Genomic DNA, 24,541 nt, shown 5'->3' with positions numbered 1-24,541 from the left:
ATCATGAGGCAGATGCACGGCCGAGCCGGGTTTGCCCTGCTCCGCCACCGCATCCTCCTCCAGTGATCACTACACAGCGCTACCACCGATTACGGGCCAGGGCCGTTCAAAGTACAGACCCTCCACCGAGAGCACAGCATCCGACCTGTGGGTTCCCCCCGGAACTCCTTCGGTTTGCCTGAACCCACGGGCCTCAAGGGTGTCCTTAACGATCGTGTCACTGTCCCCAACTGGTGCTGGTGACAGGATCGTTAAGGACACCCCAAATCCTTGCGGGTGGTGTCGGGCCGCCGTTAGCGTCGTCTGGTCGGCACGGGGGACTCGGCTGCCGTGCGGCGTATGAGAAAAGGGGGACCCATGAGGGGCATACGCAACACCAGGGCACTGCGGCGGTGCGCGACCGTGGCGACGGCCGCTGGGGCGGCGCTCGCCCTGTCGCTGGGCCTGGCCACGTCCGCGTACGCGTCGGGGAAGTACATCGACCTCAGCGGCAACGTGGTTTTCTACGAGAACCAGCCGCACAGCTGGCCGTCCGCGACCGTGCACCTGGACTGGCAGACCGACGGCAACCTGGTCCTGTACTGCAACAACGGACGCGCGATCTGGGCCAGCAACACCCGCTACCACGGTGACAACGAGTTCGTGGAGTTCACCGGCGGCCACATCGCGATCTACGCCCACGAGCTGTCGGGAGGGCAGGAGGGCTGGTTCTGGCAGTGGGGCGCGTACGGCGCGAACTACCTGTCCTTCGCCTACGTGCAGGACGACAACAACTTCGTGATCTACAACGCGGGCGACAGCGTGGCGTGGGCCAGCAACACCTACCACGCGTGCGGGTGAGACCGGGCCTGATCGGCCGGCCTTGAACAGCTGTGCCCACCGGACGCCGATGGTGTCCGCGAGGCACAGCTGTGTCGTTCGTGAAGTTCCCCCCTGCGCTCGGACACTCTCTGTCCACGCCGCGTGGGTGTGACCTTGCTGGTGCCGCCGGCGGATCTCGGCAGACCGTTTTCCGCAAGCCGAGCAGTGACCTGGTCAGCCCGTTGCTGGTCATCGACGTCGCCACCACCTGGCCCTGCGGCCGCCTCCTCACCTCCGACGACCTCGGCGAACCCGGCGCGGGAGCCCTGCCACTCCTCACTCCGGCCAGCCAGGTCCGCCACACCACCGCCGTGCTCGCCCACACCGCGGCCGCCGGCCGACCGGGGAAACCGGCGCTCCACGCCGACCCGCGCCGCCTGCTCGCCCTCCACCCCGACACCGCGAACAGAGCCCCGTGATCATCCAGCTGGCCGGGCTGCCCGGTGTGTTCGTACAGGGTCTAGAGGATTCCCGCCTCGCCCCTGCCGGAGACGGCGGCGCGGGAGAGCGCGTCGTGGATGGCGAGCCGCGAGCCGCGAGGCCAGGGCGGAGGCGGTTCTCTTGCCGAGGTCGATGGTGGGTGAGCCGTCCGCGGGCTCCGGCAGGTTCCCGGTATCGGACAGGTTCCCGGTCCCCGGCACGTCCTCCGAACCGGCGGCCGGCTCGCCCCGGCGCCCGGTGAGGCGCGCGAGGACTATCCCGGTCTGCTGCGCGAGCAGATCGGTCAGGGCGGTCTCATCAGCCGAGGGGGTGGTCAGGGAGCGGACGACGGGATAGCCGAGGCAGGTTTCCCGGTACCGCAGCGCGATGGCCCGTGCCCACGGCCCGCCCGGCTCGTGGAGGTTCTGGCTGCGGCCGTCCAGAGCGTCGATCCGCTGGTCGAGCCACTCGGCGGCCACAGCTTCGGCCGCTGCTTCGGCGGGGGCTTCGCCGTGGGGAAATCACCGCTGGCTCCCGCACCGCCGGGGCCCCTGGCCGGGCGCCGGCGGATGCCGCCACCGGGCCCGGTGGGCAGCGTCGCGAAAGACCGTGATGGACGGCGTATGCCGCCTCGGCGGTGAACGGGCCAGTGGCGGTGATCGCCGCCATGGCCCCCCACAGCACCTCGCGCTCGTCGTCGCCGTCGAGCATAAGTAGCAGTGCGTGTCGCGCGGCCCTCAGTTGGGATTGGAGTGGAGGGGCCCGGCGGTCGGAAGCGGAACGGCGTCCATCGCGGGTCCATTCGTGGCTCGACTGTGGCTGCGCACTGTCGACGCCACGCCGTTCGGCATGGGGTCTCACCTGTGAGCTGTGCCGCATCCCGTCCTCGCGGACTGATTGGACGGCGCGGTTTGGTCACGCCGGGGCCAGGAAGCGCGCCGCGTACCGTGCGACGCTGCGAAGGGGGGCAGTGGGCGCTGCGCGGCATTGCATGCCCTGGCAGCCCGCCGATCGGTCCCGTGTCGCGACGGAGGAGATTCCCATGGCGAAGGCAGTCGGCATCGATCTCGGTACGACCAACTCGGTCATCGCGGTCTGGGAGGGCGGTGGGCCCGCTGTCGTCCCGAATGCCGAGGGGGCCAGGACGACCCCGTCGGTGGTCGGCTTCTCCGATGACGGCCAGCGGCTGGTAGGACAGCTCGCGCGCCGACAGTCGATCCTCAACCCCAAAGGCGCCATCACCTCAGCGAAGCGGTTCATCGGGCGTCGCTACGACGAGATCTCCGACGAGGCCAAGGCGGTCTCCTTCGACGTGGTCGAGGGGCCCGGCGGGGTGGCCCGCTTCGAGGTGAAAGGCAAGCAGTACGCGCCGGAGGAGATCAGTGACCTGCTCCAGGACGCCACCCAGGCCGGGAGAGATCAAGCCCGAGGTGCGGGCCCTGGTGATGACCGAGCTCAACAGCCATTTCCGTCCCGAATTCCTCAACCGGGTCGACGACATCGTCCTCTTCCACCCGCTCGGGATCGCCCAGACCGAGCGCATCGTCGATCTGCTCCTCGCCGGGCTGCACGACCGACTCGCCGAGCAGCGCATCACGCCCGTCCTCACCGAGCCGGGCCGCCGGCTGATCGCGAGCGAGGGCTACGACCCGGTCTACAGGGCCAGGCCACTACGCCGCTTCATCTCGCACGAGGTCGAGACCAGGATCGGCCGCGCGTTGCTCAGCGGCGAGGCACGCGACGGCGTGACCATCCTGGTCGACGCCAGGGACGACGCACTGACCGTCACCCTCCAGGACGAGCCGCGGGAGCCGTGATGAGTACTTCTCCGGAAGGCCACACCGACCGCAGCGGCCGTGACGGCACCGCCGACGGCGCCGAGACCTCGGTGCGGACGGTCGCCTGCGCCAGCTGCGGCCGGACCAATCGCGTCCCCGCCGCGGCACAGGGCAGCCCGCGCTGCGGGAATTGCCGTTCTCCGCTGCCGTGGATCGCCGAAGCGGGCGACGCCGACTTCGGGGAGGTCGCCGAGCAGGCGAGCCTGCCGGTGCTCGTCGACCTCTGGGCCACCTGGTGCGGTCCCTGCCGCATGGTGAGCCCCGCCCTCGAACGGGTCGCCAAGGACCTGGCCGGCCGGATCAAGCTCGTGAAGGTCGACATCGACAAGTCGCCCGCCCTGGCTCGGCGGTTCGAGGTCCAAGCCGTACCCACCCTGCTGATCCTCGACCACGGCAGACCCATCGCCCGCCAGACCGGCGCCGCGCCCGCGAACGCGCTGCGCCAATGGGTGGGCGAGTCGCTGTCGGCGTCCGACGGACCGGCCGATCCCGCCCCCCGGAGGCCGCGATGACCGATCTTCCCGACCCGCACCTGTCCATGGTGCGGCCCGTGACGCCCAGGACGCCGCAGGGCTGCGAGGACTGCCTGCGCACGGGGACACCGTGGGTGCACCTGCGCCTGTGCCTGACCTGCGGTCACGTCGGCTGCTGCGACTCCTCGCCGATGCGGCACGCCCGCGCTCACGCGGCGGCCGACGCGCACCCGATCGTCCGGTCGTTCGAACCCGGCGAGGACTGGCGGTGGTGTTTCGTGCACGAGGCGATGGTCTGAGCCCGGCGAGCTCGCCCGGCGCTTCCTTCAGCCTGCTGCCTCTGCGCTTGCTTCCGCCGCTGTTCTCCACCGCTGCTTTCCACCTTGGCCGCTGTTTCCGACGAAGGGAGTGAACCGTGTCGATGCCGACGCCGACGGCCGACGTCCACGGCGCGTACCCGCAGCTGACGGACGACCAGATCGCGATCCTGAGACCGTGCGGACAGGTACGGCAAATCCGCGAGGGGGAACAGCTCTTCCGGGCGGGCGAACCCAGCGAGGAGTTCTTCGTCGTCCTTAGCGGCACGGTGGCCGTGGTCGAGGGCCAGGACGACCAACAGCACGTCATCCAGTTGCACGGTCCGCACAGCTTCCTCGGCGAACTCGGCGTACTGGAAGGTCAGACCGCCTTCGTCAGCGCAGTGGTGAACAGACCCGGCGAAGTGCTGGCGGTGGGTTCGGCTGCCCTGCGCGACCTGCTCAGCCGCGAACCCGCACTCGGCGACGTGATCCTGCGGGCGTACCTCCTGCGCCGTACGATGCTGGCCGGCACGGGCATGGGCTTCCGTATCATCGGCTCCGCTTTCTCCCCCGACACCCGGCGGCTGCTGGAGTTCGCCGCCCGCAACCGCCTCCCTCACCGCTGGGTCGATCTGGAGAAGGACACCGAGGCCGAGGCGCTGTTGATGCGTCTCGGTATCGCTCCGGAAGAGACCCCGATCGTCTTCTGGCACGACTACCGGGTGCTGCGCAATCCCTCTAACGTCGAGCTCGCCCAGGTCATCGGGCTGCGGACCGGAACCGCCGCGAAGGCCGTCTGCGACCTGCTCGTGGTCGGCGCGGGACCCGGGGGCCTGGCCGCCGCGGTGTACGGCGCCTCCGAGGGGCTCTCCACCGTCGTCCTTGACGCGGTGGCGACCGGCGGCCAGGCCGGTACGTCCTCCCGGATCGAGAACTACCTCGGGTTCCCCGCCGGGATCTCCGGCATGGAGCTCGCCGAATGCGCCGTCGTGCAGGCCAACCGGTTCGGCGCCCGGATCGTCGTCCCCGCCGAGGCCGCCGGACTCGAACAGCGCGACGGGGCCATCGTGGTGCGGCTCGCCGAGGGCGGCACGGTCGCCGCCAACAGCGTGGTGGTGGCCACCGGCGCTCGCTACCGGCGACTGACCGCCCCCGGCGTCGAGCGGTTCGAGGGGATCGGGGTCCACTACGCCGCCACCCTCTGGGAGGCACGGGCCTGCCGCCTTGACACGGTGGCTGTTGTCGGCGGCGGCAACTCCGCCGGCCAGGCCGCCCTGTTCATGGCGCGCGAGTCGCCCGCCGTCCATCTGCTGGTCCGCGGCGAAGACCTGGGCCACAGCATGTCCCGCTATCTGATCGACCGGATCGAGCGGCACCCCCGGATCCATGTCCGACTGCATACCGAGGTCCAAGAGGTCACCGGCGAGGACCGGGTCGAAGCCCTCGTCGTCCGGGACAACCGCACCCGCGAGCAGCAGGTGCTGGCGGCCCGTGCCCTGTTCATCTTCATCGGCGCGCGCCCCGCCACCTCCTGGCTCGCGGCCGCCGTCACCCTGGACAGACGCGGCTTCATTCCGACCGGGCAGGACGTGGACCATCCGGCAGAGAACCTCTGGAAGCCCCTGGCCCGCACCCCACTCGCCCTGGAGACCGGCCTGCCGGGCGTCTTCGCCGTCGGCGACGTCCGCAGCGGCTCGGTGAAGCGGGTGGCCTCCGCGGTCGGCGAGGGCGCCATGGCCGTCCGCCTGGCGCACGAGCACCTCGGGGAGGTGAGACCAGCCGCCACTCTATGACCTCAGCCCATCCATCGACGCGAGAAGGTGAAATGCCATGCCCGTCATGGGTATTCCCAAGTTCGAGCGCTTCTTCCGCGCAGCCGCCGGACTCGACGTCAACAAGAACGACCTCAAGCGCTACAACGACTTCGTGGACGCCAAGCTCTACGACCTCTTCCTCATCGGCACGGCCAACGCCAAGGCCAACGACCGGGACATCATCGAGCCGCAGGACCTCCCCGTCACCAAAGGCCTGCAGGAGAGTATCCACGCCTTCAAGAAGCTGGAGGAGGGCATCGAACTACGCCCGCTGCTCGACCAGCTCGCGGCCCGCCCCGCCCTCGGCATGGAGGCCGCCGAGGACACCCAGCAGCGGCTGCCCGACCTGGCCGGCGGCCTCAGCGTCGCCCTGGCCCGCGCCCTCAAAATCATCGCCCTCGACACCCGCAGCCCCTCCACGGACCAGTGGGACGAGGCCTTCGAACTCTTCGACCTGCTGATCTGAGCGGGGCATCCACTGGGCTGGCGGTTCCGCCGGCCCTGCCGGGTCCTCGCGGGTACCGGAGACGATCAGCAAGGTCCCCATTCCGCAAGTACCAATAGCCTTACTTGCCGATATTCGGCCAGGGCGATGCTGTCGGGCCATTCCATGCCGGTGACGGTGGTGATCACGATCAGGTCGGACAGGTCGGGTCGCAGGCCGTGGGCGACCGGATCCTCCGGGAACCGGACGAGGATCTCGGTCGAGTCGGCGCCGAGCCATCTGTCCCATGTTCGGAGGTGTTGCAGATCGGTCGCACCCCGAGACGAGGGTTCGCGCTCGGTATTGTGCAATGCTCATCTGACGAGCAGTCAGATAGAGAGGACTTCGATGGCAGAGCAGTTGTACGCGACGCTGAGGACTAACCTGGGCGACATCGAGATCCGGTTGCTGCCGGATCATGCACCGAAAACCGTCAAGAACTTCGTGGAGCTCGCCAAGGGGGAGCGGGAGTGGGTCAACCCGGAGACGGGGGTGAAGACCACGGACAAGCTCTACGACGGCACGATCTTCCATCGGGTCATCAGCGGCTTCATGATCCAGGGGGGTGATCCGTTGGGCAACGGCACCGGTGGCCCGGGGTACAAGTTCGGGGACGAGTGCCACCCTGACCTGGCGTTCACCAAACCGTACCTGTTGGCCATGGCCAACTCCGGCCCTGGTACGAACGGGTCGCAATTCTTCATCACCGTCGCGCCGACAACGTGGCTCACCGGCAAGCACACGATCTTTGGCGAGGTCTCCAACGACGCCAGCAAGAAGGTCGTCGACGCCATCGCGGAGGCGCAGACCAACCCCCGAACAGATCGGCCGGTGAACGACGTGCGTATCGAGTCAGTGGTCATCGAAACCCGCTGAGAGGCACGCGGTGGGCGGTTGGTCGGCGGCTTGCCGCCCACGCAAAGTTCGTGCAACGCGCTGAAGTCGGCCCAGACCGGCGCCCCAGCACAGGACGGTGGTGCCGCACGGTTCGGGCTCGGGAAAGGCATCGGCGGTGAACAGGCTGAGCTGACTGGTGGTCATGGCGAGCGCGCTTCATGGACGCGGGCCGCCGGCGGCGTCTGCCGTCGGCGGCCCGGGGGCGGTTCGAAGGGAAGAGGGGCCCGGTTGGCGTTGCCGGCCGCCGCGGGGCCCGGTCGTTCAGCGCAGCGCGGCGAGGGCGAGCAACGCGAGGTCGATGCCGCAGCGCAGCCGGACGTCCACACGCTCGCGGTCACTGCCGGCCAGGTCCGGCGCGAGAGGCGGGCTGCGGCCCGGGGCACAACACGGCCCACCTTGCCCAGGCCGGCGCCCGCGTGATCGGCGTGGACAGGTCGGCCGGAGCTCGTGCACGCCGTTACCCCGTCCGCCGCCGCGCTGGCCCCTGACCAGGCGGGCAAAGGGTCCACTGGACGAGAGGGCGATGAGCCGTCGACATGCCGTCCCCGCCCGGAGTTCCCAGGAAGGGAGCAGGTTCCGTGGACTTGACCATCTATCCAGTACGTGTCGCGCGCAGGGCTCTCGAGATCGCCGATCGGGGCGTGTTCGCTGCCGGGTTCCTCCAGCGGGCAGACGCTGCGGCCCTGCCCGCCATGCCGGCGATCAGGGACATCAGGAACCCGCACTACCTGACCGACCTCGGCGTGCGCGAGTTCAAGGACCCGACGGTGTTCTTCGAGGCCCATCTGGCACTGAACCAGGAGCTGTGCGAGGTACCCCGCGACGACGACGCCGATGCCGGGTACCACTCCTGGGTGGCGGCATGGGCCGGCGGCGACCTTGCGGAGTCCCGTCTGTGCGCGCTCTTCGAGACGCTGGTCGGATTCGTCGGGGGCTGGCCCGGAGCGCTTCGCCTGGCTTCGCAGGCTCTTGTGCCTGCTTATTGTGAGCGCTAACATCTCTCTGGTCCCACGGGCCGGAGCGTGACGGAACAGGTCAACAGCCCTGCGCGCCCCGCTCCTTACCGTGCCGCCCACCCCGCCGGCCGGATGGCGGCCAATTCCCGGCCAGTCCGGTGCCGGTGGTGGTGGTTCCGCGCCTTGTGGGGGGTCAGGTGGCGAACTCCAGGCCCGCCGCCGATCAGTCGGCGGTCCGTTCGGCGGCCGGCCGCCTTCCACCCCCCCGCCACGTACGAAGGACGAAACTGTGACCGAGACGATCTCCGCCCTGGCCGCCGGCGCTGCCGGCCAGGGCGATCGCTACGTTGTGGGCATCGACTTCGGGACTCTCTCCGGCCGGGCCGTGGTCGTCCGGGTGCACGACGGCGAGGAACTGGGCACCGCCGTCCACGCCTACCCCCACGCCGTGATCGAGGACCGCCTTCCGGGCACCGGCCGGCCCCTGCCACCCGACTGGGCGCTGCAGCACCCGGAGGACTGGCGCGAGGTGCTGCGCACCGCCGTGCCGGCGGCCCTGGCCGCCGCCGACGTCGATCCCGCCGCCGTCATCGGCATCGCGACCGACTTCACCGCCTGCACCGTGCTGCCGGTACGGGCCGACGGCACCCCGCTGGCCGAGACCTCCGAGTGGGCCGCCCGCCCGCACGCCTGGCCCAAACTCTGGAAGCACCACGCGGCCCAGCCACAGGCCGACCGGATCAATGCCCTGGCCCGCGCCCGCGGCGAGAAGTGGATCCACCGCTACGGCGGGCGGATCTCCGCCGAGTGGCAGTACGCCAAGGCGCTGCAGGTGCTGGAGGAGGACCCGCGGGTCTACGCCGCCTGCGAACGCTGGATCGAGGCCGCCGACTGGATCGTCTGGCAGCTCACCGGCACCGAGAGCCGCAACGCCTGCACCGCCGGCTACAAGGGCATACACCAGGACGGCGGCTACCCGGGCGAGGACTACCTGGCCGCCCTGCACCCCGGGTTCGCCGACTTCGCCCGCACCCGCCTGGAGCACCCGCTCGCCCCGCTGGGCTCCCGGGTCGGCTCGCTGACCGCGCGGGCCGCCGCCTGGACCGGCCTGCCCGAGGGCATCGCGGTCGCCGCCGGCAACGTGGACGCCCACGTCGCCGCCCCCGCGGCCCGAGCCGTGGACAACGGCCAACTGCTGGCCATCATGGGCACCTCGACCTGTCACGTCGTCAACGGCCGGACCCTCGCGGAGGTCCCGGGCATCTGCGGCGTGGTCGAAGGCGGGATCGTCGACGGTGCCTGGGGTTACGAGGCCGGGCAGAGCGCGGTCGGCGACATCTTCGCCTGGTGGCTGCGCCAGGGCCTCCCCGACGGCTACGTGCAGGAGGCGGAGGCCACCGGCGAGGACCTGCACCAGCTGCTCACCCGTAAGATCGCGGACCAGCCGGTCGGCGGCCACGGCCTGGTCGCACTGGACTGGATGGGCGGCAACCGCTCGGTTCTGGTGGATCACCACCTGTCGGGCGTCATCGTGGGCCTCACGCTGGCCACTCGGCCCGAGGAGGTCTACCGGGCCCTGCTGGAGGCCACCGCCTACGGCACCCGCGCGATCGTCGAGGCCCTGGACGAGGGCGGGGTTCCGGTCACCGAGTTCGTGGTGGCCGGCGGGCTGAAGAAAAACCCCCTGCTGATGCAGATCTACGCCGACGTGCTGCGCCGCCCGGTCTCCCTGGCCGCCTCCGAGCAGGGGCCCGCGCTCGGCTCCGCCATCCACGCCGCGGTCGCCGCCGCGGCCTACCCGGACGTGCGCACCGCCGCCGCCGTCATGGGCCGCGTCGAGCGCCACGCCTACCTGCCCGACCCCGCGCGCGCCGACGCCTACGACGCCCTCTACGCGGAGTACCGGCTGTTGCACGACCACTTCGGCACCGGCCCGGACAAGCAACTGCACCGCCTGCGCGCCATCCGCAACGCCACCGTGAGCGAGGCCCGCGAGGCCTCCAGCGACTCGAACTGCGAGGTTGACCGGCCATGACCGATGCCATCGAGCTGATTCGCCGTCAAGTCAGCGACCTGCACCAGCAACTCGTCCGCTACGACCTGGTGGTCTGGACGGCCGGCAACGTCTCCGGCCGGGTTCCCGGCGAGGACCTGTTCGTCATCAAGCCCAGCGGCGTCCCGTACGAGGAGCTGACCCCGGAGAACATGATCGTCTGCGACCTTGACGGGAGCGTCGTTGCTGGCGAGCACAGCCCGTCCTCCGACACCGCCGCCCACGCCTACGTCTACCGGCACCTGCCCGAGGTCGGCGGCGTGGTGCACACCCACTCCACCTATGCGTGTGCCTGGGCCGCCCGCGGCGAGGCCGTCCCCTGCGTGCTGACGGCGATGGCCGACGAGTTCGGTGCCGAGATCCCCATCGGGCCGTTCGCCCTGATCGGCGATGACTCGATCGGCCGCGGGATCGTCGAGACCCTGCGCGGCCACCGCTCACCCGCCGTCCTGATGAAGAGCCACGGCGTCTTCACGATCGGCAAGGACGCCAATGCCGCGGTCAAGGCCGCCGTGATGTGCGAGGACGTCGCCCGCACGGTCCACATCTCCCGCCAGCTCGGTGAGCCGCTGCCCATCGCCCAAGCCGACATCGACAGCCTGAACTTCCGCTACCGACACGTCTACGGCCAGCAACCCGCTGCCCGCTGAAGGAGCAACCCCCAGTGACTGAAGTCTTCTCCGGGCGTGAGGTCTGGTTCCTCACCGGCAGCCAGGGCCTCTACGGCGAACAGACGCTGCACCAGGTCGCCGAGCAGTCCCGCGAGGTCGTCAACCAGCTCGTCCGCGCCGGGATCCCGGTCCGGCTGATCTGGAAGCCCGTCCTCACCGACGCCGCGTCGATCCGTCGGATCTGCCTGCAGGCCAACGCGGATGACTCCTGCGTCGGCCTGATCGCCTGGATGCACACCTTCTCCCCGGCGAAGATGTGGATCGCCGGCCTCGACGCGCTGAGCAAGCCGCTGCTGCACCTGCACACCCAGGCCAACGCGCACCTGCCGTGGGCGACCATCGACATGGACTTCATGAACCTGAACCAGGCCGCCCACGGCGACCGCGAGTTCGGCTACATCCAGTCCCGCCTGGGCGTCGCCCGCAAGACCGTCGCCGGCCACGCGAGCGACCCCGCCGTCGGCGGCCGCATCGCCGACTGGGCACGCGCCGCCGCAGGCCGGGCCGAACTCGCCACGCTCAAGCTGGCACGCTTCGGAGATAACATGCGCGACGTTGCCGTCACCGAGGGCGACAAGGTCGAGGCACAGCTGCGCCTGGGCGTCTCGGTCAACACCTACGGCGTCAACGACCTGGTCGCCGTCGTGGACGCCGTGGCGGACGCGCAGATCACCGACCTGATCAAGGACTACGACGACCTCTACCGCCTGGCTCCCGAGCTCCGCGCCGGCGGCGAGCGCCACGACGCGCTGCGCTACGCCGCGCGCATCGAGCTGGGCCTGCGCGGCTTCCTCACCGACGGCGGGTTCCGCGCCTTCACGACCAACTTCGAGGACCTCGGCGGCCTGCGGCAGCTGCCCGGCCTGGCCGTCCAGCGACTGATGGCCGAGGGCTACGGCTTCGGCGGCGAGGGCGACTGGAAGACCTCCGTCCTGCTGCGCACCCTCAAAGTCGCCGCCGAGGGCCTGCCGGGCGGCACCTCCTTCATGGAGGACTACACGTACCACCTGGAGCCCGGCAGCGAGCTGATCCTGGGCGCCCACATGCTGGAGGTCTGTCCCTCCATCGCCGCCGGAACCCCCTCCTGTGAGATCCACCCGCTCTCCATCGGCGGCCGCGAGGATCCGGTCCGCCTGGTTTTCGACGCCGAGCCCGGCCCGGCCGTCGTGGTGGGCCTGGCGGACATGGGCGAGCGCTTCCGGCTGGTCGCCAACGCGGTCGACGTGGTCGAGCCCGCCGAGCCGCTGCCCTGCCTGCCGGTGGCACGCGCGGTCTGGAAGCCGCAGCCCGACCTGCGTACCTCCGCCGAGGCATGGCTGACCGCCGGTGCCCCGCACCACACCGTACTCAGCCGGGCACTCGGCATCGACGTCCTGGACGACCTCGCGGAGATGCTCGCCGTCGAGCTCGTCGTCATCGACGGGAGCACCGGCATCCGCCGGTTCACCCGCGAACTGCGCTGGAACCAGGCCTACTACCGCCTCGCCCAGGGCTTCTTCTAAAGCCCGCGTCCGCTGCCCGGGCCGGACTTCCGGCCGCCCCGACACACTCGTAGCCGGCCCGGGCGGCCCCCGGTCCCTCGGACCGACTACCTTCCACCGTCCCTCCCGCGCCGGGGGAGCGGCATCCCCCCATCACCGTCCACTGCTCCAGCACCGCCCTGCCGGGTCAGCGGCCGACCGGTGCACCCGTGCTGGAGCGGACCACGAGCTCCGGCGTCAGCGTGGTGTGCACCGGCGTGGCGGAGGGGTCCTCGATCCGCTGCAGCAGCAGGTCGACACCCGCCCTGCCGATCGCCGCGAAGTCCTGCCGGACGGTGGTCAGCGGAGGAGCGAAGTAGTCCGACTCCGGCAGGCCGTCGAACCCCGCCACGGCCACGTCCTCCGGGACGCGCAGTCCGGCCTCCCGCAGCGCCCGCAGCACGCCCAGGGCCATGTGGTCGTTGGCGACGAACACCGCCGTCGGCCTGGAGGCCTGGTCGAGGCCGGCGTGGGCCGCGGCCAGGAGCTTCCCGGCCTGGTAGCCCGACGCGGCACTCCAGTCGCCACTCAGACACTGCGGGACCGGGGCCCCCGCGTCATCGAGAGCCGCGCGCCAGCCCCGGAAGCGGCCCTCCGCCTCCAGCCACTCGCGGGGCCCGGCGACGTGCCACACCGAGGAGTGGCCGAGCGACAGCAGGTGCTCGGTGACCATCCGGGCACCGGCGTACTGGTCCAGCGCCACGCCCGGCACATCCAGGTCGTGGCCGCCCTCGACGGTAACGATCGGGAAAGGCGCCGCCAGCCGTAGCAGGGCGGTGACCGTCCGCTCGTGCGGCGTCATCACCACGCCGCCCTCGACACCCCAGGCCGCCAGGTGCTCCAGTGCCTTGCGCAGCGCCGTCTCATTCAGTTCGTCCAGGCTCACCGCCGCGATCAGGTACCCCTCCTCGCGGGCGGCGTGTTCGAGGCCGGCCAGGATGTTGGCCGGCCCGTACAGAGTGGTGTTCGCGGCGACGACGCCCAGCGTGCGGGACCGCTTGGTGACCAAAGCGCGCGCGGCGGGATTGGGACGGTACTCCAACTCGGCGATGACCTCACGCACCCGGGTGCGGGTGGACTCACGTACGTTGGGGTGATCGCTGAGGACACGCGACACCGTCTGGTGGGAGACGCCCGCCACCTTGGCGACATCCGCCATCGTCGGTGCGCGCTTGTCGGCGGCCCCACTCACATGCCCTCCACGGCTCTGTCCCACTGCGGCACTCGCGAACCAGCTGCACACCGCAGCCTACTCAACTCGGCCCGGACAGCGGACCCCGCGGCGCGCGGCCCCGGTCCGGTCGGCACGCCCTCGGGCGTACCGGCCGTTCGCCCCCGGTCCCGTTCGCCTCCGGCGCGCTGCGGTCGAGGAGCGCACGGGCCTGGGGCGGAACGGTTGTCAGTGACCTAAACGTGACCCACCCGCCCCATTGACGGCGGGTTTTGTGAGCGCTAACAATACGGACGTCGGAGCGGCTGGCGGTGCGCCGCCCGCCCCGTCCTCGAGATCTCCGCAAGCCCTGATTCGGGAGAGGCCATGCCGGAAGCCAGAACCGCCAGCGGCGCGCAGCCGGTGATGGCGGATGTGGCCGCTCTGGCTGGCGTGTCCCACCAGACCGTCTCGCGTGTGCTGAACGGCAGTCCGAACGTGCGGGCGCAGACCCGGGAACGCGTGCTTGCGGCGATTCGGAAACTGGACTACCGCCCCAACTCTGCGGCTCGGGCCCTGGTCACCCGTCGTTCCCAGACCCTCGGCGTGATCGGCTTCGACACCACTCTCTACGGGCCTTCTCACATGCTCTACGGAATCGAGCAGGCCGCCCGGGCCGCGGGTTACTACATCAGCATCGCGAGCCTGCGTCACCAGGACACCCTTTCCGTCCACGAAGCCGTGGGCCGGCTCCGGGACCAGGCCGTCGAGGGAATCGCCGTCATCGCCTCGCGAGTCTCCGCGATGGCGGCGCTGGCACGGCAGATCGCCACCGTCCCCATGGTCACGGTCGGGCCCACGGACCCGGGCTGGCTTCCCGGCGCCGGCGTGGACAACGAGGCCGGCGCCCGGGCCGCGGTGCGGTACCTGCTCGACCAGGGGCACGGAACGGTCCACCACGTCGCGGGACCGGACGACTGGCTTGAGGCCAAGGCTCGGCGGGCGGGCTGGCGGCGCGCACTCGAGGACCACGAGCGGCCGGTCCCCGACAGCCTCCCGGGGGACTGGTCGGCGCGGTCGGGCTACCAGGCAGCTCTGCGGCTGGTCGACGACCCGCGGGTGACCGCGGTCTTCTGTGCGAACGACCACATGGCGCTCGGAGTCGTGCGGGCCCTTCACGAATGCGGGCGCCGGGTCCCCGAGGACGTGAGCGTCGTGGGATTCGACGACATCCCCGAGGCCGGATTCCTCACCCCGCCGCTCACCACCGTCCGCCAGGACTTCGGAAAACTCGGGCGCTGCGGTCTCGAACTGCTGCTGCGCCGCATCCAGTCCCCCGATCCGGCGGCCGCCGGGATCGACAGTGCCGATCAAGTGGCCATCGTCGCTCCCGAGTTGATCGTCAGAGCCAGTAGCGCGAGGCCCGGCCGCTGACTCCCACCGGTTGCGAGCGGAGTCGGTCCGACCCCGCTCCCGTCCGAAGACACAAGCACCGCAGGGATCTCCTGCTCACCGCACCACTTCGCACCGCCCGGCAAAGACCAGAAGAGGACACACATGAGCGCCACCAGCATCCGCTCCAACAGAGGCATCCGCCTCGCCGCCATCGCCGTCGTCGCCTCGCTCACCCTGACCGCGACCGCTTGCTCCAGGCAGGGAGCCGGCAGCAGTGACAGCGGCGCCGGCTCCAGCGGGACCGCCGCCGCACCCGTGATCCAGGGTGACATCACGTTCAACGACGCGGACCTGGCCAAGCTGGACGACGCGCTGAAGGGCGCCCTGCAGGGCAAGGACCTGTCGAAGCTGGACCTGGCCATGGTGGTCAACGTCGCGGTGGACTACTGGAACGCCGGCAAGGTCGGCTTCAACAAGGGCCTGGCCGACCTCGGCGTGCAGGGCACCTTCCAGGCCCCGGCGAACGGCCGGTTGGACCAGCAGCTCTCGATGATCCAGACCATCCGCGGCCAGAACATCTCTGCCTTCTCGGTCTCGGCGATCGACCCGACCGCCATCAAGGCGCCCATCCAGGAGGCGAATTCGGCCGGCATTCCGGTGTTGGCGATCGACTCCCCGCTGCCCCCCGAGGACGGTGCCGCGCTCTACCTGGGCACCCCCAACTACCAGGCCGGGCAGAAGGCCGGCGAGGCGATGAAGGCTGCGCTGGGCGGCAAGGGCGAGGTGGTGGTGCTGGTCGGCTCGCTCACCGCATCCAACGCCGTGCAGCGGATCCAGGGCTTCGAGGACGCGCTCAAGGGCACCGGCATCAAGGTGGTCAACAAGCTGTCCGACAACATGGATGCCTCGAAGGCGTTGACCAACGCGCAGACGGCCATCCAGACCGACCCGAACGTGACCGGCCTCTACGGCGTCTACTCCTATGACGGACCCTCCGCCGCCCAGGCCGTGCAGGCCGCCGGCAAGTCCGGCAAGGTCAAGGTCATCTCGGACGACTCCGACGCGCAGACCCTGAAGTTCATCCAGCAGGGCGTCATCCAGGCCACCGTGGTGCAGTCGCCCTACCAGCAGGGCTACACCGGCGCCTACCTGCTGGCCGCGCTCAAGGTGCTCGGCAGGGACGCCACCATGGGGCTGGTCAAGCAGTACCTGGAGTCCGACGGGACGACGCTGAGCTCCGGCGTCGGCGTGGTCACCCAGGGCAACCTGAGCGACTACCAGGCCAAGCAGGCCCAGCTCGGCATCTCGGAGTGAGACCGGTGACCACCAACGCTTCTCCGGCCCGCACCGGACCGGCTGCGGTCCTGCGCGCGGTGCAGAAGAGATACGGGCCGGTCACCGTGCTGGACATCCCCGAGCTTGAGCTGGAGCGCGGCCAGATCACCTGTGTGGTGGGGGAGAACGGTGCCGGCAAGTCGACCCTGATGGGTGTGCTCTCCGGCACCGTCTCCCCGACCTCGGGGGAGGTCCTGATCGCCGGGCAGGCCCTGCAGCCGGGCCGGCCGGACCACGCCAAGGCGCTCGGCGTCAGCATGGTCGCCCAGGAGTTCCCCCTGGTGGGCGGGCTCAGCGTCGCGGAGAACCTGCTGCTGGGCCGCCACAGCCGGGCCGCCGAGCAGGCAGGTCGGCTGCGGCGGGTGCTCTTCGACCGGGCCGGAACCCGTCGGGAGGCCCGGCAGTTGCTCGCGGAGGTCGGAGTGGACGGCATCGACGTCGACCGCCCGGTCGGGCAACTCCCGGTGCCGCTGCGACAGATGATCGAGATCGCCAAGGGATGGGGCAACCGCCCCCTGGTCCTCATCCTGGACGAGCCCACCTCCTCCCTCGGTCCCGTCGAAGCCGTCAAGGTGCTCGACCTTGCCTGCCGGCACACCGAAAACGGTGGCGCGGTCCTGTTCATCGGCCACCGCTTGGACGAGGTCCGCGACATCGCCGACCGCGTGCTCGTCCTGCGAAGCGGCCGGCTGGTGGCCGACCTCACCCCCGAGGAGGCCACCGAGGAGCGCATGATCCGCGAGATGGTCGGCAGCGAGCTCGCCCAGTCCGACGGCGCTCCGCCGGCCTCCCGGTCGGAGCGCACCGTCCTGGTCGCCCGCTCCCTGACCGCCGACGGCCTCGGCCCCGTCGACCTGGAGCTGAAGGCCGGCGAGATCGTGGGTGTCGCCGGCCTGATGGGCTCCGGCCGCAGCCGCCTGCTGCACACGATCATGGGTGCCCAGCCTCGGACCGGCGGCGAGACGGAGCTGAACGGCAAGCCGTTCCGGCCGCGGCACCCGGCCGACGCCGTCGCCGCCGGGATCGGCCTGGTCCCCGAGGACCGCAAGGAGCAGTCCCTGCTGCTCCAGCACCCGGTCCGGTGGAACGCGACCCTGGCCACCCTGCGCCGCGACTCCTGGCACGGCGTCCTCACCCCCGGCGGGGACAAGGAGCGCTCACGGCAGATCGTCAAGGACCTGGGGGTGCGGATGCACTCGCAGGAGCAACCGATCGGCGACCTGTCCGGCGGCAACCAGCAGAAGGTCGTCTTCGGGCGCTGGCTGCACGCCAACCCCGACCTGCTGTTCCTGGACGAGCCCACCCGGGGCGTGGACGTCGGGGCGAAGGCCGAGATCTACCAGCTCATCGACAACGCCGCGCAGGACGGCCTGGCGGTCCTGGTGGCTTCCTCGGAGCTGGAGGAGCTGCTCCGGATGTGCCACCGGATCGTCGTCATGGCGCAGGGTCGGATCGTCGCCGACCTGCCGCGCGAGCACTTCAGCAAGGAACGGATCATGACAGCGGCGGCAGGCACGCAGCCGCCGACCGCAGGCTCGGAGGCAACGGCATGACCACGCAGACCACCCTCGCCACCACGGGGGCAGGAGTGACCTCGCGCAGCCGGCTGCGCTCGCTGGTTGAGACTCCCGAGGTGGGCGTCGTCGTCGCGTGCGTGGCGGTGTTCATCGCGCTCGCGCTGGCCAGGGACACCTTCGCGGGCGCGGTCAACCTGCAGGGTATGGGCTTCGACCTCGCCCAGTACGGCCTGATCGCGATCGGCGAGTCGCTGGTGATCCTCACCGGCGGCATCGACCTGTCCGTCGGCGCGCTGCTGGGCACCTCGGTCATCCTCATCTCCTGGTTCAACGTGCGGGCCGGTCTGCCGGCCGGCGTCGCGGTGCTGGCCACCCTGGCCATCACCGGGCTGATCGGCCTGTGGCACGGCCTCGCGGTCACCAGGCTGAAGATGCCCCCGTTCGTGGTCACCCTGGTGACCTACACCGTCGCCCAGGGCGTCACCCTGGCGATCACCTCCGGGACGTCCATCGTCGGCATCTCGGGCTTCTTCGGTGACATCGGCCAGTCCTACCTCGCCCAGATCCCCGTCCCGCTGGTCCTCTTCGTCATCGTGGCGGTGGCGGCCTGGTTCTTCCTGGAGCGCACCTTCGTCGGACGCCAGGTCTACGCCGTCGGCGGCAACCCGGAAGCGGCGCGGCTGGCGGGCATCCGCGGCGACCGGCGGATCGTCTCGATGTACGTGACCAGCTCGCTCCTCTCGGGTTTCGCGGCCATGCTGGTACTGGGCCGGATGGGCGTCGGCTCCGCGAGCGGTGTCGGCGTCGGGTGGGAGCTCCAGGCAATCGCGGCCGCCGTCATCGGCGGCGTCAGTCTCACCGGCGGCCAGGGGCGGATCCTCGGCATCGTAGCGGGCACCGTGCTACTGGAGCTCATCACCAACGGGCTGACCACACTGCAGATCAACTCGAACTACACCAACATCGTCCTCGGCTGTGTCCTCGGCATCGCCATCCTCGCAGACCGGCTCCGCGCCAAGCACTTCTCGCGCCGGGCCTGACTCCGCGACATCCGCGGCGGGCGTCCGGGCGGGGCTCCGGACGCCGAGGTCGGCAGCCGGCATCCGGAGCCCCGCCCGGACACCCGTTTGCCACATCAGCGGCACCTGACCCAAGGCTTGCGGGTTCGCACGCCCAGGCAGCCGTGAATTGCCCATGGCTCCGAAGGCTTCCTGTTCAAGCTCACATCCGCCACGTGAGAAGCCTTGACCGGCGGCCGGGGTGTCCCCATAGTGATGCCCAGGCTTCCCCGCATCGGACGGGCCCTCTTCCCGCGCAGTGGCGAGCCCGCTGAGCCGCACCACAGATTGTTAGCGCTAACAACCATATCGGGCATCCCCATCCAGCAAGGGAGTTCGCCTTGCCCGACCGACCACGGGCACGTCGCAGCAGTGGGAACGCCGGCACCAGCCGGCGGCTCGACCGGCCCTGGAACTGACCCCCTCGCGGTCAGGCGCCCGCAGAGGAGGGCCCCCGGAACGCACCAGCCTGCTCCGGTGGTGCCGAGGCGGTGCGGACCGCCACGGTGTCCGATCCCCCGCGGAGCCGCCGGGACCGCCGGACGCAGTCCGCGGTCACGGCAGTTCACGATGCGCCGAACCCCGGCAACGAGCCCGCGTCAACCCATGGTCCCGACGCGTCGGCTTGATGCCACTCACATCCGACTTCCTTCCCACTCGGAGGAGTTCAACCATGACCATGAGACTGTGGGTGCGCCATGTCCGGCGTACCCTGATGGGGGCCGGGGCTGCCCTCGCCCTCGCCGCCGGTGCGATCACCGGTACGGCCACGCCCTCGCAGGCCGCCGTTCAGGGCCCGTGCGACATCTACGCTGCGGGCGGCACGCCGTGCGTGGCGGCGCACAGCAGCACCCGGGCCCTGTACGGCGCGTACAACGGCCCGCTGTACCAGGTGAAGCGGGCCTCCGACGGCGCGACGAAGGACATCGGCGTGCTGAGTACGGGTGGCTACGCCAACGCGGCTGCGCAGGACTCCTTCTGCGCCGGGACCAGCTGCGTCATCACCGTGATCTACGACCAGTCCGGCAAGGGCAACAATCTCACCCAGGCCCCCGGCGGTGGAGCCGCCGGGGGACCCGACAACCTGGCCAACGCGGTCGAGGCGCCGGTCTCGGTCGGCGGACACCGGGCATACGGCGTCTACATCGCCCCGGGCACCGGATACCGCAACGACCACACCAACGGGATCGCCACCGGCGACCAGCCCGAGGGCATGTACGCGGTTCTCGACGGCACCCACTACGACGGCGGCTGCTGCTTCGACTACGGCAACGCCGAGACCAGCAACACCGACACCGGCAACGGCCACATGGAGGCCATCTACTTCGGCAACATCAAGGTCTGGGGCTACGGCAGCGGCAACGGCCCCTGGGTCATGGCGGACCAGGAGAACGGCCTGTTCTCCGGCGTCAACACCCACTACAACGCCAACGACCCCAGTGTCGACGACCGCTTCCTGACCGCGATCGTCAAGGGCGAGCCCAACCAGTGGGCGATCCGGGCGGGCGACGCGCAGTCGGGCGGCCTGTCCACCTTCTACAGCGGCCCGCGCCCCAACGCGACCGGCTACAACCCGATGCACAAGGAGGGAGCGATCATCCTCGGCATCGGCGGCGACAACAGCAAGGGCTCCTCGGGCACGTTCTACGAGGGCGTGATGACCTCCGGCTACCCGAGCGACGCCACCGAGAACGCCGTGCAGGCCAATGTCACCGCAGCCGGTTACAGCAGCGCCGGCACCGCCGGCAACAGCCTGACGCCCGGCTCCCGTGTCTCGCTGCAGGCCACCACCACCTGCTGCACCGGGGACTACATCACGCATGACGACACGGACAACAAGGTCGTCATCTCCGCCGTCAACTCCTCCAGCTCGTCCGGCCTCAAGGCCGACGCGTCCTGGATCGTGCGGGCGGGGCTGGCGAACAGTTCCTGCCTGACCTTCGAGTCGGCCAACGACCCCGGCCGGTTTCTGCGGCACTACGACTTCGAGCTCTACTTGAGCCCCGACGACAGGGGCGCCACGTTCGCCCAGGACGCCACCTTCTGCCCGGGAGCCGGCAACAGTGGTACGGGCTTCTCGTTCCAGTCCGTCAACTACCCGACCAAGTACCTGCGCCACTACGACTACACGGTCTACGTCGCCAGCGACGGCGGCACCAACGTCTGGGACAACAGCAACAGTTGGAACGCCGACACCAGCTGGCTGGTCGACCAGCCCTGGAGCTGACCTCCTTGTCGGGCACCGACCGCTCGCCGCGCCTTCACCGCCTCGGTGCGGAGGCGCGGCGACGCGGCGTGGCTCGGGCCGCGGTGCTTCGTTCAGACATCGACGGGGATCCCTCCGCGCCTCCGGGGCTCGGGAGCCGGATGGCGCGGGCCACGGGGCGGGATCCCGGCATCGGCTGATGGTGCGTCGAGGACCGGACCGGAGATATCCAACTCACCGACGACGGCACGGATCTGACCGGGCGTCCTGCCAGCTCCGTAGACGGCCTCGGGCAGCCCCTGGCGCTGCTCCCGGCTGATGTCGAGCTGTGCCGCGCAGTCCGGGCGCCGCCTGCCGGATGCCCTCGGCGAGCCAGCGGCAGGCCTGCACGGCCGTCGCCGAGCCGAGGATTGTCCAGGCGGAGCGCGGTCTGACGCAGCGTCATGTCAGCTCACCGGCCTGCCGCGGGTGCACCTCCTGGCAGCGGCCCGGGTGGCCCGGACCGCGCTGCCGTACCTTCGCCGGTCTCCCGCTCCCGCGAACGTCAACACCTGCCCGGACCCCGAGCTGGCGCGAGAACGATCGGCGCGGGAGGCCCGCGGGGTCTCCCACACCGATCGGCTTTCGGCAGCCACCGCGGACCTCAGCGCGCCGGGACGAACCCTCCCCAGACCGAGGCCGAGCCGCCCGGCCCCTGCGCGTCCACCCGGTAGGTGTCACCCGCGGCGCTGCGCACTCCGGTGGCGTGGTTGAACTGGCCGGCGAACTCGTGCTCTCCGGCAGGCACGGTGCGGCCCGGCTTGAGGACCCAGCGGTAGACCAGCGTGCCGCCGCTCTGCTGCACCGTGAGAGTGAAGTCGTCGGGCGGCAGGGTCCGCCAGTTGCCGGTGTCCTGCACGCCGCCGGTCTGCGCGAAGCGCAGTTCGACGGTGAGCGAGCTGAGCGGCTGGGCGGTCCGCAGCACCAGGTTCTCCTCGGTCCAGTAGACGCTGCTGTGCGGATCCACCGAACCGGCCGACCACAGCGGCCCGTTCTGGGCCTGGACGGCGGCTGACGGGGGGGTCGAGCGCGGGCCGCTGGGAGTGGTCGCCGGGGCCGGTGTGGCGGGGGTGGCCGCCGGGGCCGGTGCGGCGGGGGTGGTTGCCGGGGCCGGCGCGGCATGGGTGGGCCGGGCCGACGGCGTTCCGGGCGCGCCTCCGGGCGGGGAGGGCGACGGGCTCGCCGGAGCGGTGACGGTGCCCGAGGAGGACGACGTCACGGCGATGCCGGCGACCGCGAGGCCGCCCGTCGCCAGCAGGCCCCCGGCGACCAGGCCGGCGAGCGCGGCCCTGGGCAGGGACCGCAGGCGCGACGGCCGCCGACGGCGGACGGCGGGGGCGCCGGCGCCGGCGCTGACGCCGCGCTGAACCCGGGCCAGTATCCTGGCGCGGTCGGGCTGGTGGGCCTGGGCGGCCTCGCGCAGCCGCCGGGCGATCTCGTCGTTCACCGGTTCCTCCTTCCTGCCGCCAGTTCGCCGACCGCTCGCGCGCCGAGCATCCCTTCCAGCTCGGCCATCCCCTTCGAGGTCTGACTCTTCACCGTGCCGACCGATATACCGAGCGCCAGCGCGGTTTCCTTCTCCGACAGGTCGAAGGCATGGCGCAGTACCACGCAGGCCCGCTTCCGGAACGGCAGCCGGGCGAGCGCCGAGCGCACGTCCAGCACTGCCGCCACGTCCGGCCCGTCCGTCCACTGCGGGCTGCGGGACCAGAACAGCGTGATCCGCCGTCGCTCGCGTACCGCGCTGCGGATCCGCTCCCGCGCCATGTTCGCCACCACCCCGCGAGCGTAGGCCACCGGGTGGTCTGCTGTGCAAAGCCGGTCCCAGCGCTGCCACAGGGCGACCAGCGCGTCGGCGGCGAGGTCGTCGGCCGTGTCGCTCTGCCCGGTCAACAGGTGGGCCAGGCGGGACAGTTCGGCGTAGTGGCGTTCGAAGAAATCGTGGAACTCCGCGGACGCGTCATCGAGGAGCATTCCTCGGTCGCCCTCTCCTCAGTACAGGTCAAAAACCATGTGCGCGTTAACAAGGGGTGGGCAGCATAACAGCCCCGGCGACTGGCAGGGGCTCAGTGCCGGGCGAACTGCAGCCCGGTGGGTTGCGCGACGTCCGGCTGCACGGAGACTCCGTCGACGGTCAGCTGCTGCCCGTAGATGTCGGTGATCCTGATCGCGCCACCGCAGCCGGTACCGTCGGTGGAGAGGAAGTAGTTGTAGTCGGCCCGCGGCAGCTGCTGCCAGCCGCCGGGCCCGCGCACCTCCAGCGCCGCCAGCGGGTTCCGGTGGCCGATCACCTGGATGCCGCACCACCACTTGCTGGAGCCGGTCTTGTACCGGATCGAGACGGTCCCCGCAGTGTCGGGGCTCAGTAGCGTCCAGCTGATCGGGAGCCGGCCCACAGAGAGGTCGGCGAGCTTGGCGAACGCCTGCTGGCTGAGGTCGAGCTGACCGGGCGCGCAGGGCGCCGGGCACTCGTTCACGATCCGCACCGTGACGGTGGCGCCGCCCGTGGCGCGCACCGAGACGTAGGCGCCGCAGGCCTTGGCCGACTCGTAGTCGGTGTAGTTCATCGCCGCGATCATCAGGTCGTCGGAAGGGCCGTACAGGCAGGAGCCGTTGCCGTCTCCCGCGGCGTAGGCGGTGGCGACGCCCTGGTAGGTGACACCCGGCTTGATCCGTCCCGCCAGGCCGGCCGTCGCGGGTGCTGCGGCCGTGCTGCCGCTCGGGGAGACCATCGGCCCGGCCGCGTCCGGACGCCTGGCCGAGGTCGTTGCCGAAGGCGTGGGTGTGGGTGAGGCCGAAGCCTGGGCGGAGCCGACGAGCGTGGGCGCTGTGTCCGGGCTCGCGCTGCCGGCCGGCGTCGGAGCCTCGGCACCGGGCGGAGCGCTCGCCGGCAGCGCCGCGGCCGGTGCGGCGGAGGCCGCAGCCGGACGGCCGGCACCTGCTCCACCGCCGCCCAGGGCGGCCACGATCAGGCAGACCAGGACACCGGCGACCATCAGCGCCAGCGGCCCCCTGACCGCCCGGAGCCTGCGCCGGGGTCGCGGAGCGGCGTGCTTCATTGCCTTCATGGCCATCCATTCGGTCGATCGAGTCGGTGTTCCACCGCTCGGTTGCCGCTGGAACCCAAGAGGTTGCCGCCCCGCTCTCGTTCCTTCCGGGCTCGCCCGAGCCGGTGCCCGGGAGTCGCCGGTCCTGCTCGGAGAGCGCGCCGTACTCGTCGATCCGGTACGGCCGGGTGTGGGTGAGCCCGTGCGCGGCGAGGGTGGAGTCGGCGCTCACGGCTCCGGTCCGGGTCGGCGGGTCCGTCGCTGGAGGCGCTGCGCGACGTCGCACCCTTGACAGGGCGCAGTGGGTCGGGCAGCGTCTCACGACAGGACATCCCTGACCCGCCTCCGGTTCACCTTTCGGAGGATCGGCACGCAGAAGAATGTTAGCGCTAACAATTCATCATGGACTCAACCTAGTGCTGCTCCGCGTTAATTCGTGGAGGGGTGTTGATCAAGTGGCCGGGCCGCCGAGGTAGAGGCCGCAGGCACAGTCGAAGCAGTCCTCGGG

General features: G+C 70.8%; 22 protein-coding genes and 2 pseudogenes. 19 read left to right on the top strand and 5 right to left on the bottom strand.

Annotated features, from left to right (window positions below; translation table 11 throughout):
• Positions 1–357: 357 nt before the first annotated feature.
• The 8 genes and pseudogenes from ACZ38L_RS33000 (at position 358) to ACZ38L_RS32965 (ending at position 6,171) form a co-directional block, all read left to right on the top strand.
• A complete protein-coding gene (locus ACZ38L_RS33000) occupies positions 358–840 on the top strand; it encodes a hypothetical protein (RefSeq protein WP_465700368.1) in 483 nt (160 codons plus the stop codon).
• 203 nt (positions 841–1,043) lie between these two features.
• Positions 1,044–1,280, top strand: a complete 237-nt coding sequence (locus ACZ38L_RS32995; RefSeq protein WP_465700365.1) for a hypothetical protein — start codon at positions 1,044–1,046, stop codon at positions 1,278–1,280.
• Between the two features lie 1,043 nt (positions 1,281–2,323).
• A pseudogene (locus ACZ38L_RS32990) lies at positions 2,324–2,665 on the top strand (Hsp70 family protein); the annotation flags it as partial.
• A gap of 28 nt (positions 2,666–2,693) precedes the next feature.
• A pseudogene (locus tag ACZ38L_RS32985) lies at positions 2,694–3,098 on the top strand (type VI secretion system ATPase TssH); the annotation flags it as partial.
• The gene (gene trxA / locus ACZ38L_RS32980) at positions 3,098–3,631 is read left to right on the top strand and encodes a thioredoxin (RefSeq protein WP_465700374.1); all 534 of its coding nucleotides are present in this window, start codon (positions 3,098–3,100) and stop codon (positions 3,629–3,631) included. The pseudogene ACZ38L_RS32985 and the gene trxA, both read left to right, overlap by 1 nt.
• The gene (locus tag ACZ38L_RS32975; RefSeq protein ID WP_465700363.1) at positions 3,628–3,891 is read left to right on the top strand and encodes a UBP-type zinc finger domain-containing protein; all 264 of its coding nucleotides are present in this window, start codon (positions 3,628–3,630) and stop codon (positions 3,889–3,891) included. Before trxA ends, ACZ38L_RS32975 begins: the two co-directional genes overlap by 4 nt.
• Before the next feature lie 122 nt (positions 3,892–4,013).
• A complete protein-coding gene (locus ACZ38L_RS32970) occupies positions 4,014–5,684 on the top strand; it encodes an FAD-dependent oxidoreductase (RefSeq protein ID WP_465700372.1) in 1,671 nt (556 codons plus the stop codon).
• A 37-nt stretch (positions 5,685–5,721) separates the two neighbouring features.
• On the top strand, positions 5,722–6,171 hold the full coding sequence (locus ACZ38L_RS32965) for a DUF1931 family protein (protein ID WP_465700359.1): 450 nt from the start codon (positions 5,722–5,724) through the stop codon (positions 6,169–6,171).
• 65 nt (positions 6,172–6,236) lie between these two features.
• Here ACZ38L_RS32965 and ACZ38L_RS32960 read toward each other — a convergent pair whose 3' ends face one another.
• Entirely contained in the window at positions 6,237–6,500 is a 264-nt protein-coding gene (locus ACZ38L_RS32960) for a hypothetical protein (protein WP_465700354.1), read from the bottom strand.
• A gap of 37 nt (positions 6,501–6,537) precedes the next feature.
• Here ACZ38L_RS32960 and ACZ38L_RS32955 point away from each other — a divergent pair, with 37 nt between their 5' ends.
• From ACZ38L_RS32955 to araA, 6 genes are all read left to right on the top strand, one after another.
• Entirely contained in the window at positions 6,538–7,065 is a 528-nt protein-coding gene (locus tag ACZ38L_RS32955) for a peptidylprolyl isomerase (protein WP_465700350.1), read from the top strand.
• Between the two features lie 179 nt (positions 7,066–7,244).
• Positions 7,245–7,574 (top strand): methyltransferase domain-containing protein, encoded by a 330-nt coding sequence (locus ACZ38L_RS32950; RefSeq protein ID WP_465700347.1) that lies wholly within the window; start codon positions 7,245–7,247, stop codon positions 7,572–7,574.
• 90 nt (positions 7,575–7,664) lie between these two features.
• Complete coding sequence (locus ACZ38L_RS32945) at positions 7,665–8,081, top strand: hypothetical protein (RefSeq protein ID WP_465700343.1); 417 nt, start codon at positions 7,665–7,667, stop codon at positions 8,079–8,081.
• 250 nt (positions 8,082–8,331) lie between these two features.
• Entirely contained in the window at positions 8,332–10,077 is a 1,746-nt protein-coding gene (locus tag ACZ38L_RS32940; protein WP_465700339.1) for a ribulokinase, read from the top strand.
• Positions 10,074–10,745, top strand: coding sequence for an L-ribulose-5-phosphate 4-epimerase (locus ACZ38L_RS32935; protein WP_465700336.1), 672 nt, complete (start codon positions 10,074–10,076; stop codon positions 10,743–10,745). Before ACZ38L_RS32940 ends, ACZ38L_RS32935 begins: the two co-directional genes overlap by 4 nt.
• Before the next feature lie 14 nt (positions 10,746–10,759).
• A complete protein-coding gene (araA, locus tag ACZ38L_RS32930) occupies positions 10,760–12,268 on the top strand; it encodes an L-arabinose isomerase (protein ID WP_465700333.1) in 1,509 nt (502 codons plus the stop codon).
• Between the two features lie 166 nt (positions 12,269–12,434).
• On the opposite strand, the gene ACZ38L_RS32925 is transcribed toward araA, so the two are convergent.
• Positions 12,435–13,445: a LacI family DNA-binding transcriptional regulator gene (locus tag ACZ38L_RS32925; protein WP_465700370.1), complete on the bottom strand. Its 1,011-nt coding sequence runs from the start codon at positions 13,443–13,445 to the stop codon at positions 12,435–12,437.
• Between the two features lie 378 nt (positions 13,446–13,823).
• Here ACZ38L_RS32925 and ACZ38L_RS32920 point away from each other — a divergent pair, with 378 nt between their 5' ends.
• The 5 genes from ACZ38L_RS32920 to ACZ38L_RS32900 all read left to right on the top strand — a co-directional run bounded on the left by ACZ38L_RS32920 (position 13,824) and on the right by ACZ38L_RS32900 (position 20,968).
• Entirely contained in the window at positions 13,824–14,870 is a 1,047-nt protein-coding gene (locus ACZ38L_RS32920) for a LacI family DNA-binding transcriptional regulator (RefSeq protein ID WP_465700330.1), read from the top strand.
• Between the two features lie 123 nt (positions 14,871–14,993).
• Entirely contained in the window at positions 14,994–16,145 is a 1,152-nt protein-coding gene (locus ACZ38L_RS32915) for a substrate-binding domain-containing protein (RefSeq protein ID WP_465700326.1), read from the top strand.
• 5 nt (positions 16,146–16,150) lie between these two features.
• Positions 16,151–17,719, top strand: a complete 1,569-nt coding sequence (locus ACZ38L_RS32910) for a sugar ABC transporter ATP-binding protein (RefSeq protein WP_465700323.1) — start codon at positions 16,151–16,153, stop codon at positions 17,717–17,719.
• A complete protein-coding gene (locus ACZ38L_RS32905; RefSeq protein WP_465700321.1) occupies positions 17,716–18,723 on the top strand; it encodes an ABC transporter permease in 1,008 nt (335 codons plus the stop codon). Before ACZ38L_RS32910 ends, ACZ38L_RS32905 begins: the two co-directional genes overlap by 4 nt.
• Before the next feature lie 691 nt (positions 18,724–19,414).
• Positions 19,415–20,968, top strand: coding sequence for an alpha-L-arabinofuranosidase B (locus tag ACZ38L_RS32900; protein ID WP_465700319.1), 1,554 nt, complete (start codon positions 19,415–19,417; stop codon positions 20,966–20,968).
• Between the two features lie 622 nt (positions 20,969–21,590).
• Here ACZ38L_RS32900 and ACZ38L_RS32895 read toward each other — a convergent pair.
• From ACZ38L_RS32895 to ACZ38L_RS32885, 3 genes are all read right to left on the bottom strand, one after another.
• Positions 21,591–22,433, bottom strand: coding sequence for a hypothetical protein (locus ACZ38L_RS32895; RefSeq protein ID WP_465700317.1), 843 nt, complete (start codon positions 22,431–22,433; stop codon positions 21,591–21,593).
• Positions 22,430–22,960, bottom strand: a complete 531-nt coding sequence (locus ACZ38L_RS32890; RefSeq protein ID WP_465700315.1) for a SigE family RNA polymerase sigma factor — start codon at positions 22,958–22,960, stop codon at positions 22,430–22,432. Before ACZ38L_RS32890 ends, ACZ38L_RS32895 begins: the two co-directional genes overlap by 4 nt.
• A 92-nt stretch (positions 22,961–23,052) precedes the next feature.
• Complete coding sequence (locus ACZ38L_RS32885; protein ID WP_465700313.1) at positions 23,053–24,054, bottom strand: expansin EXLX1 family cellulose-binding protein; 1,002 nt, start codon at positions 24,052–24,054, stop codon at positions 23,053–23,055.
• Between the last annotated feature and the right edge of the window lie 487 nt (positions 24,055–24,541).

Source organism: Kitasatospora sp. NPDC024654 (assembly GCF_055559155.1).
Note: the sequence above shows the minus strand (reverse complement) of the source record. Positions and strands in the feature narration are given on the sequence as shown.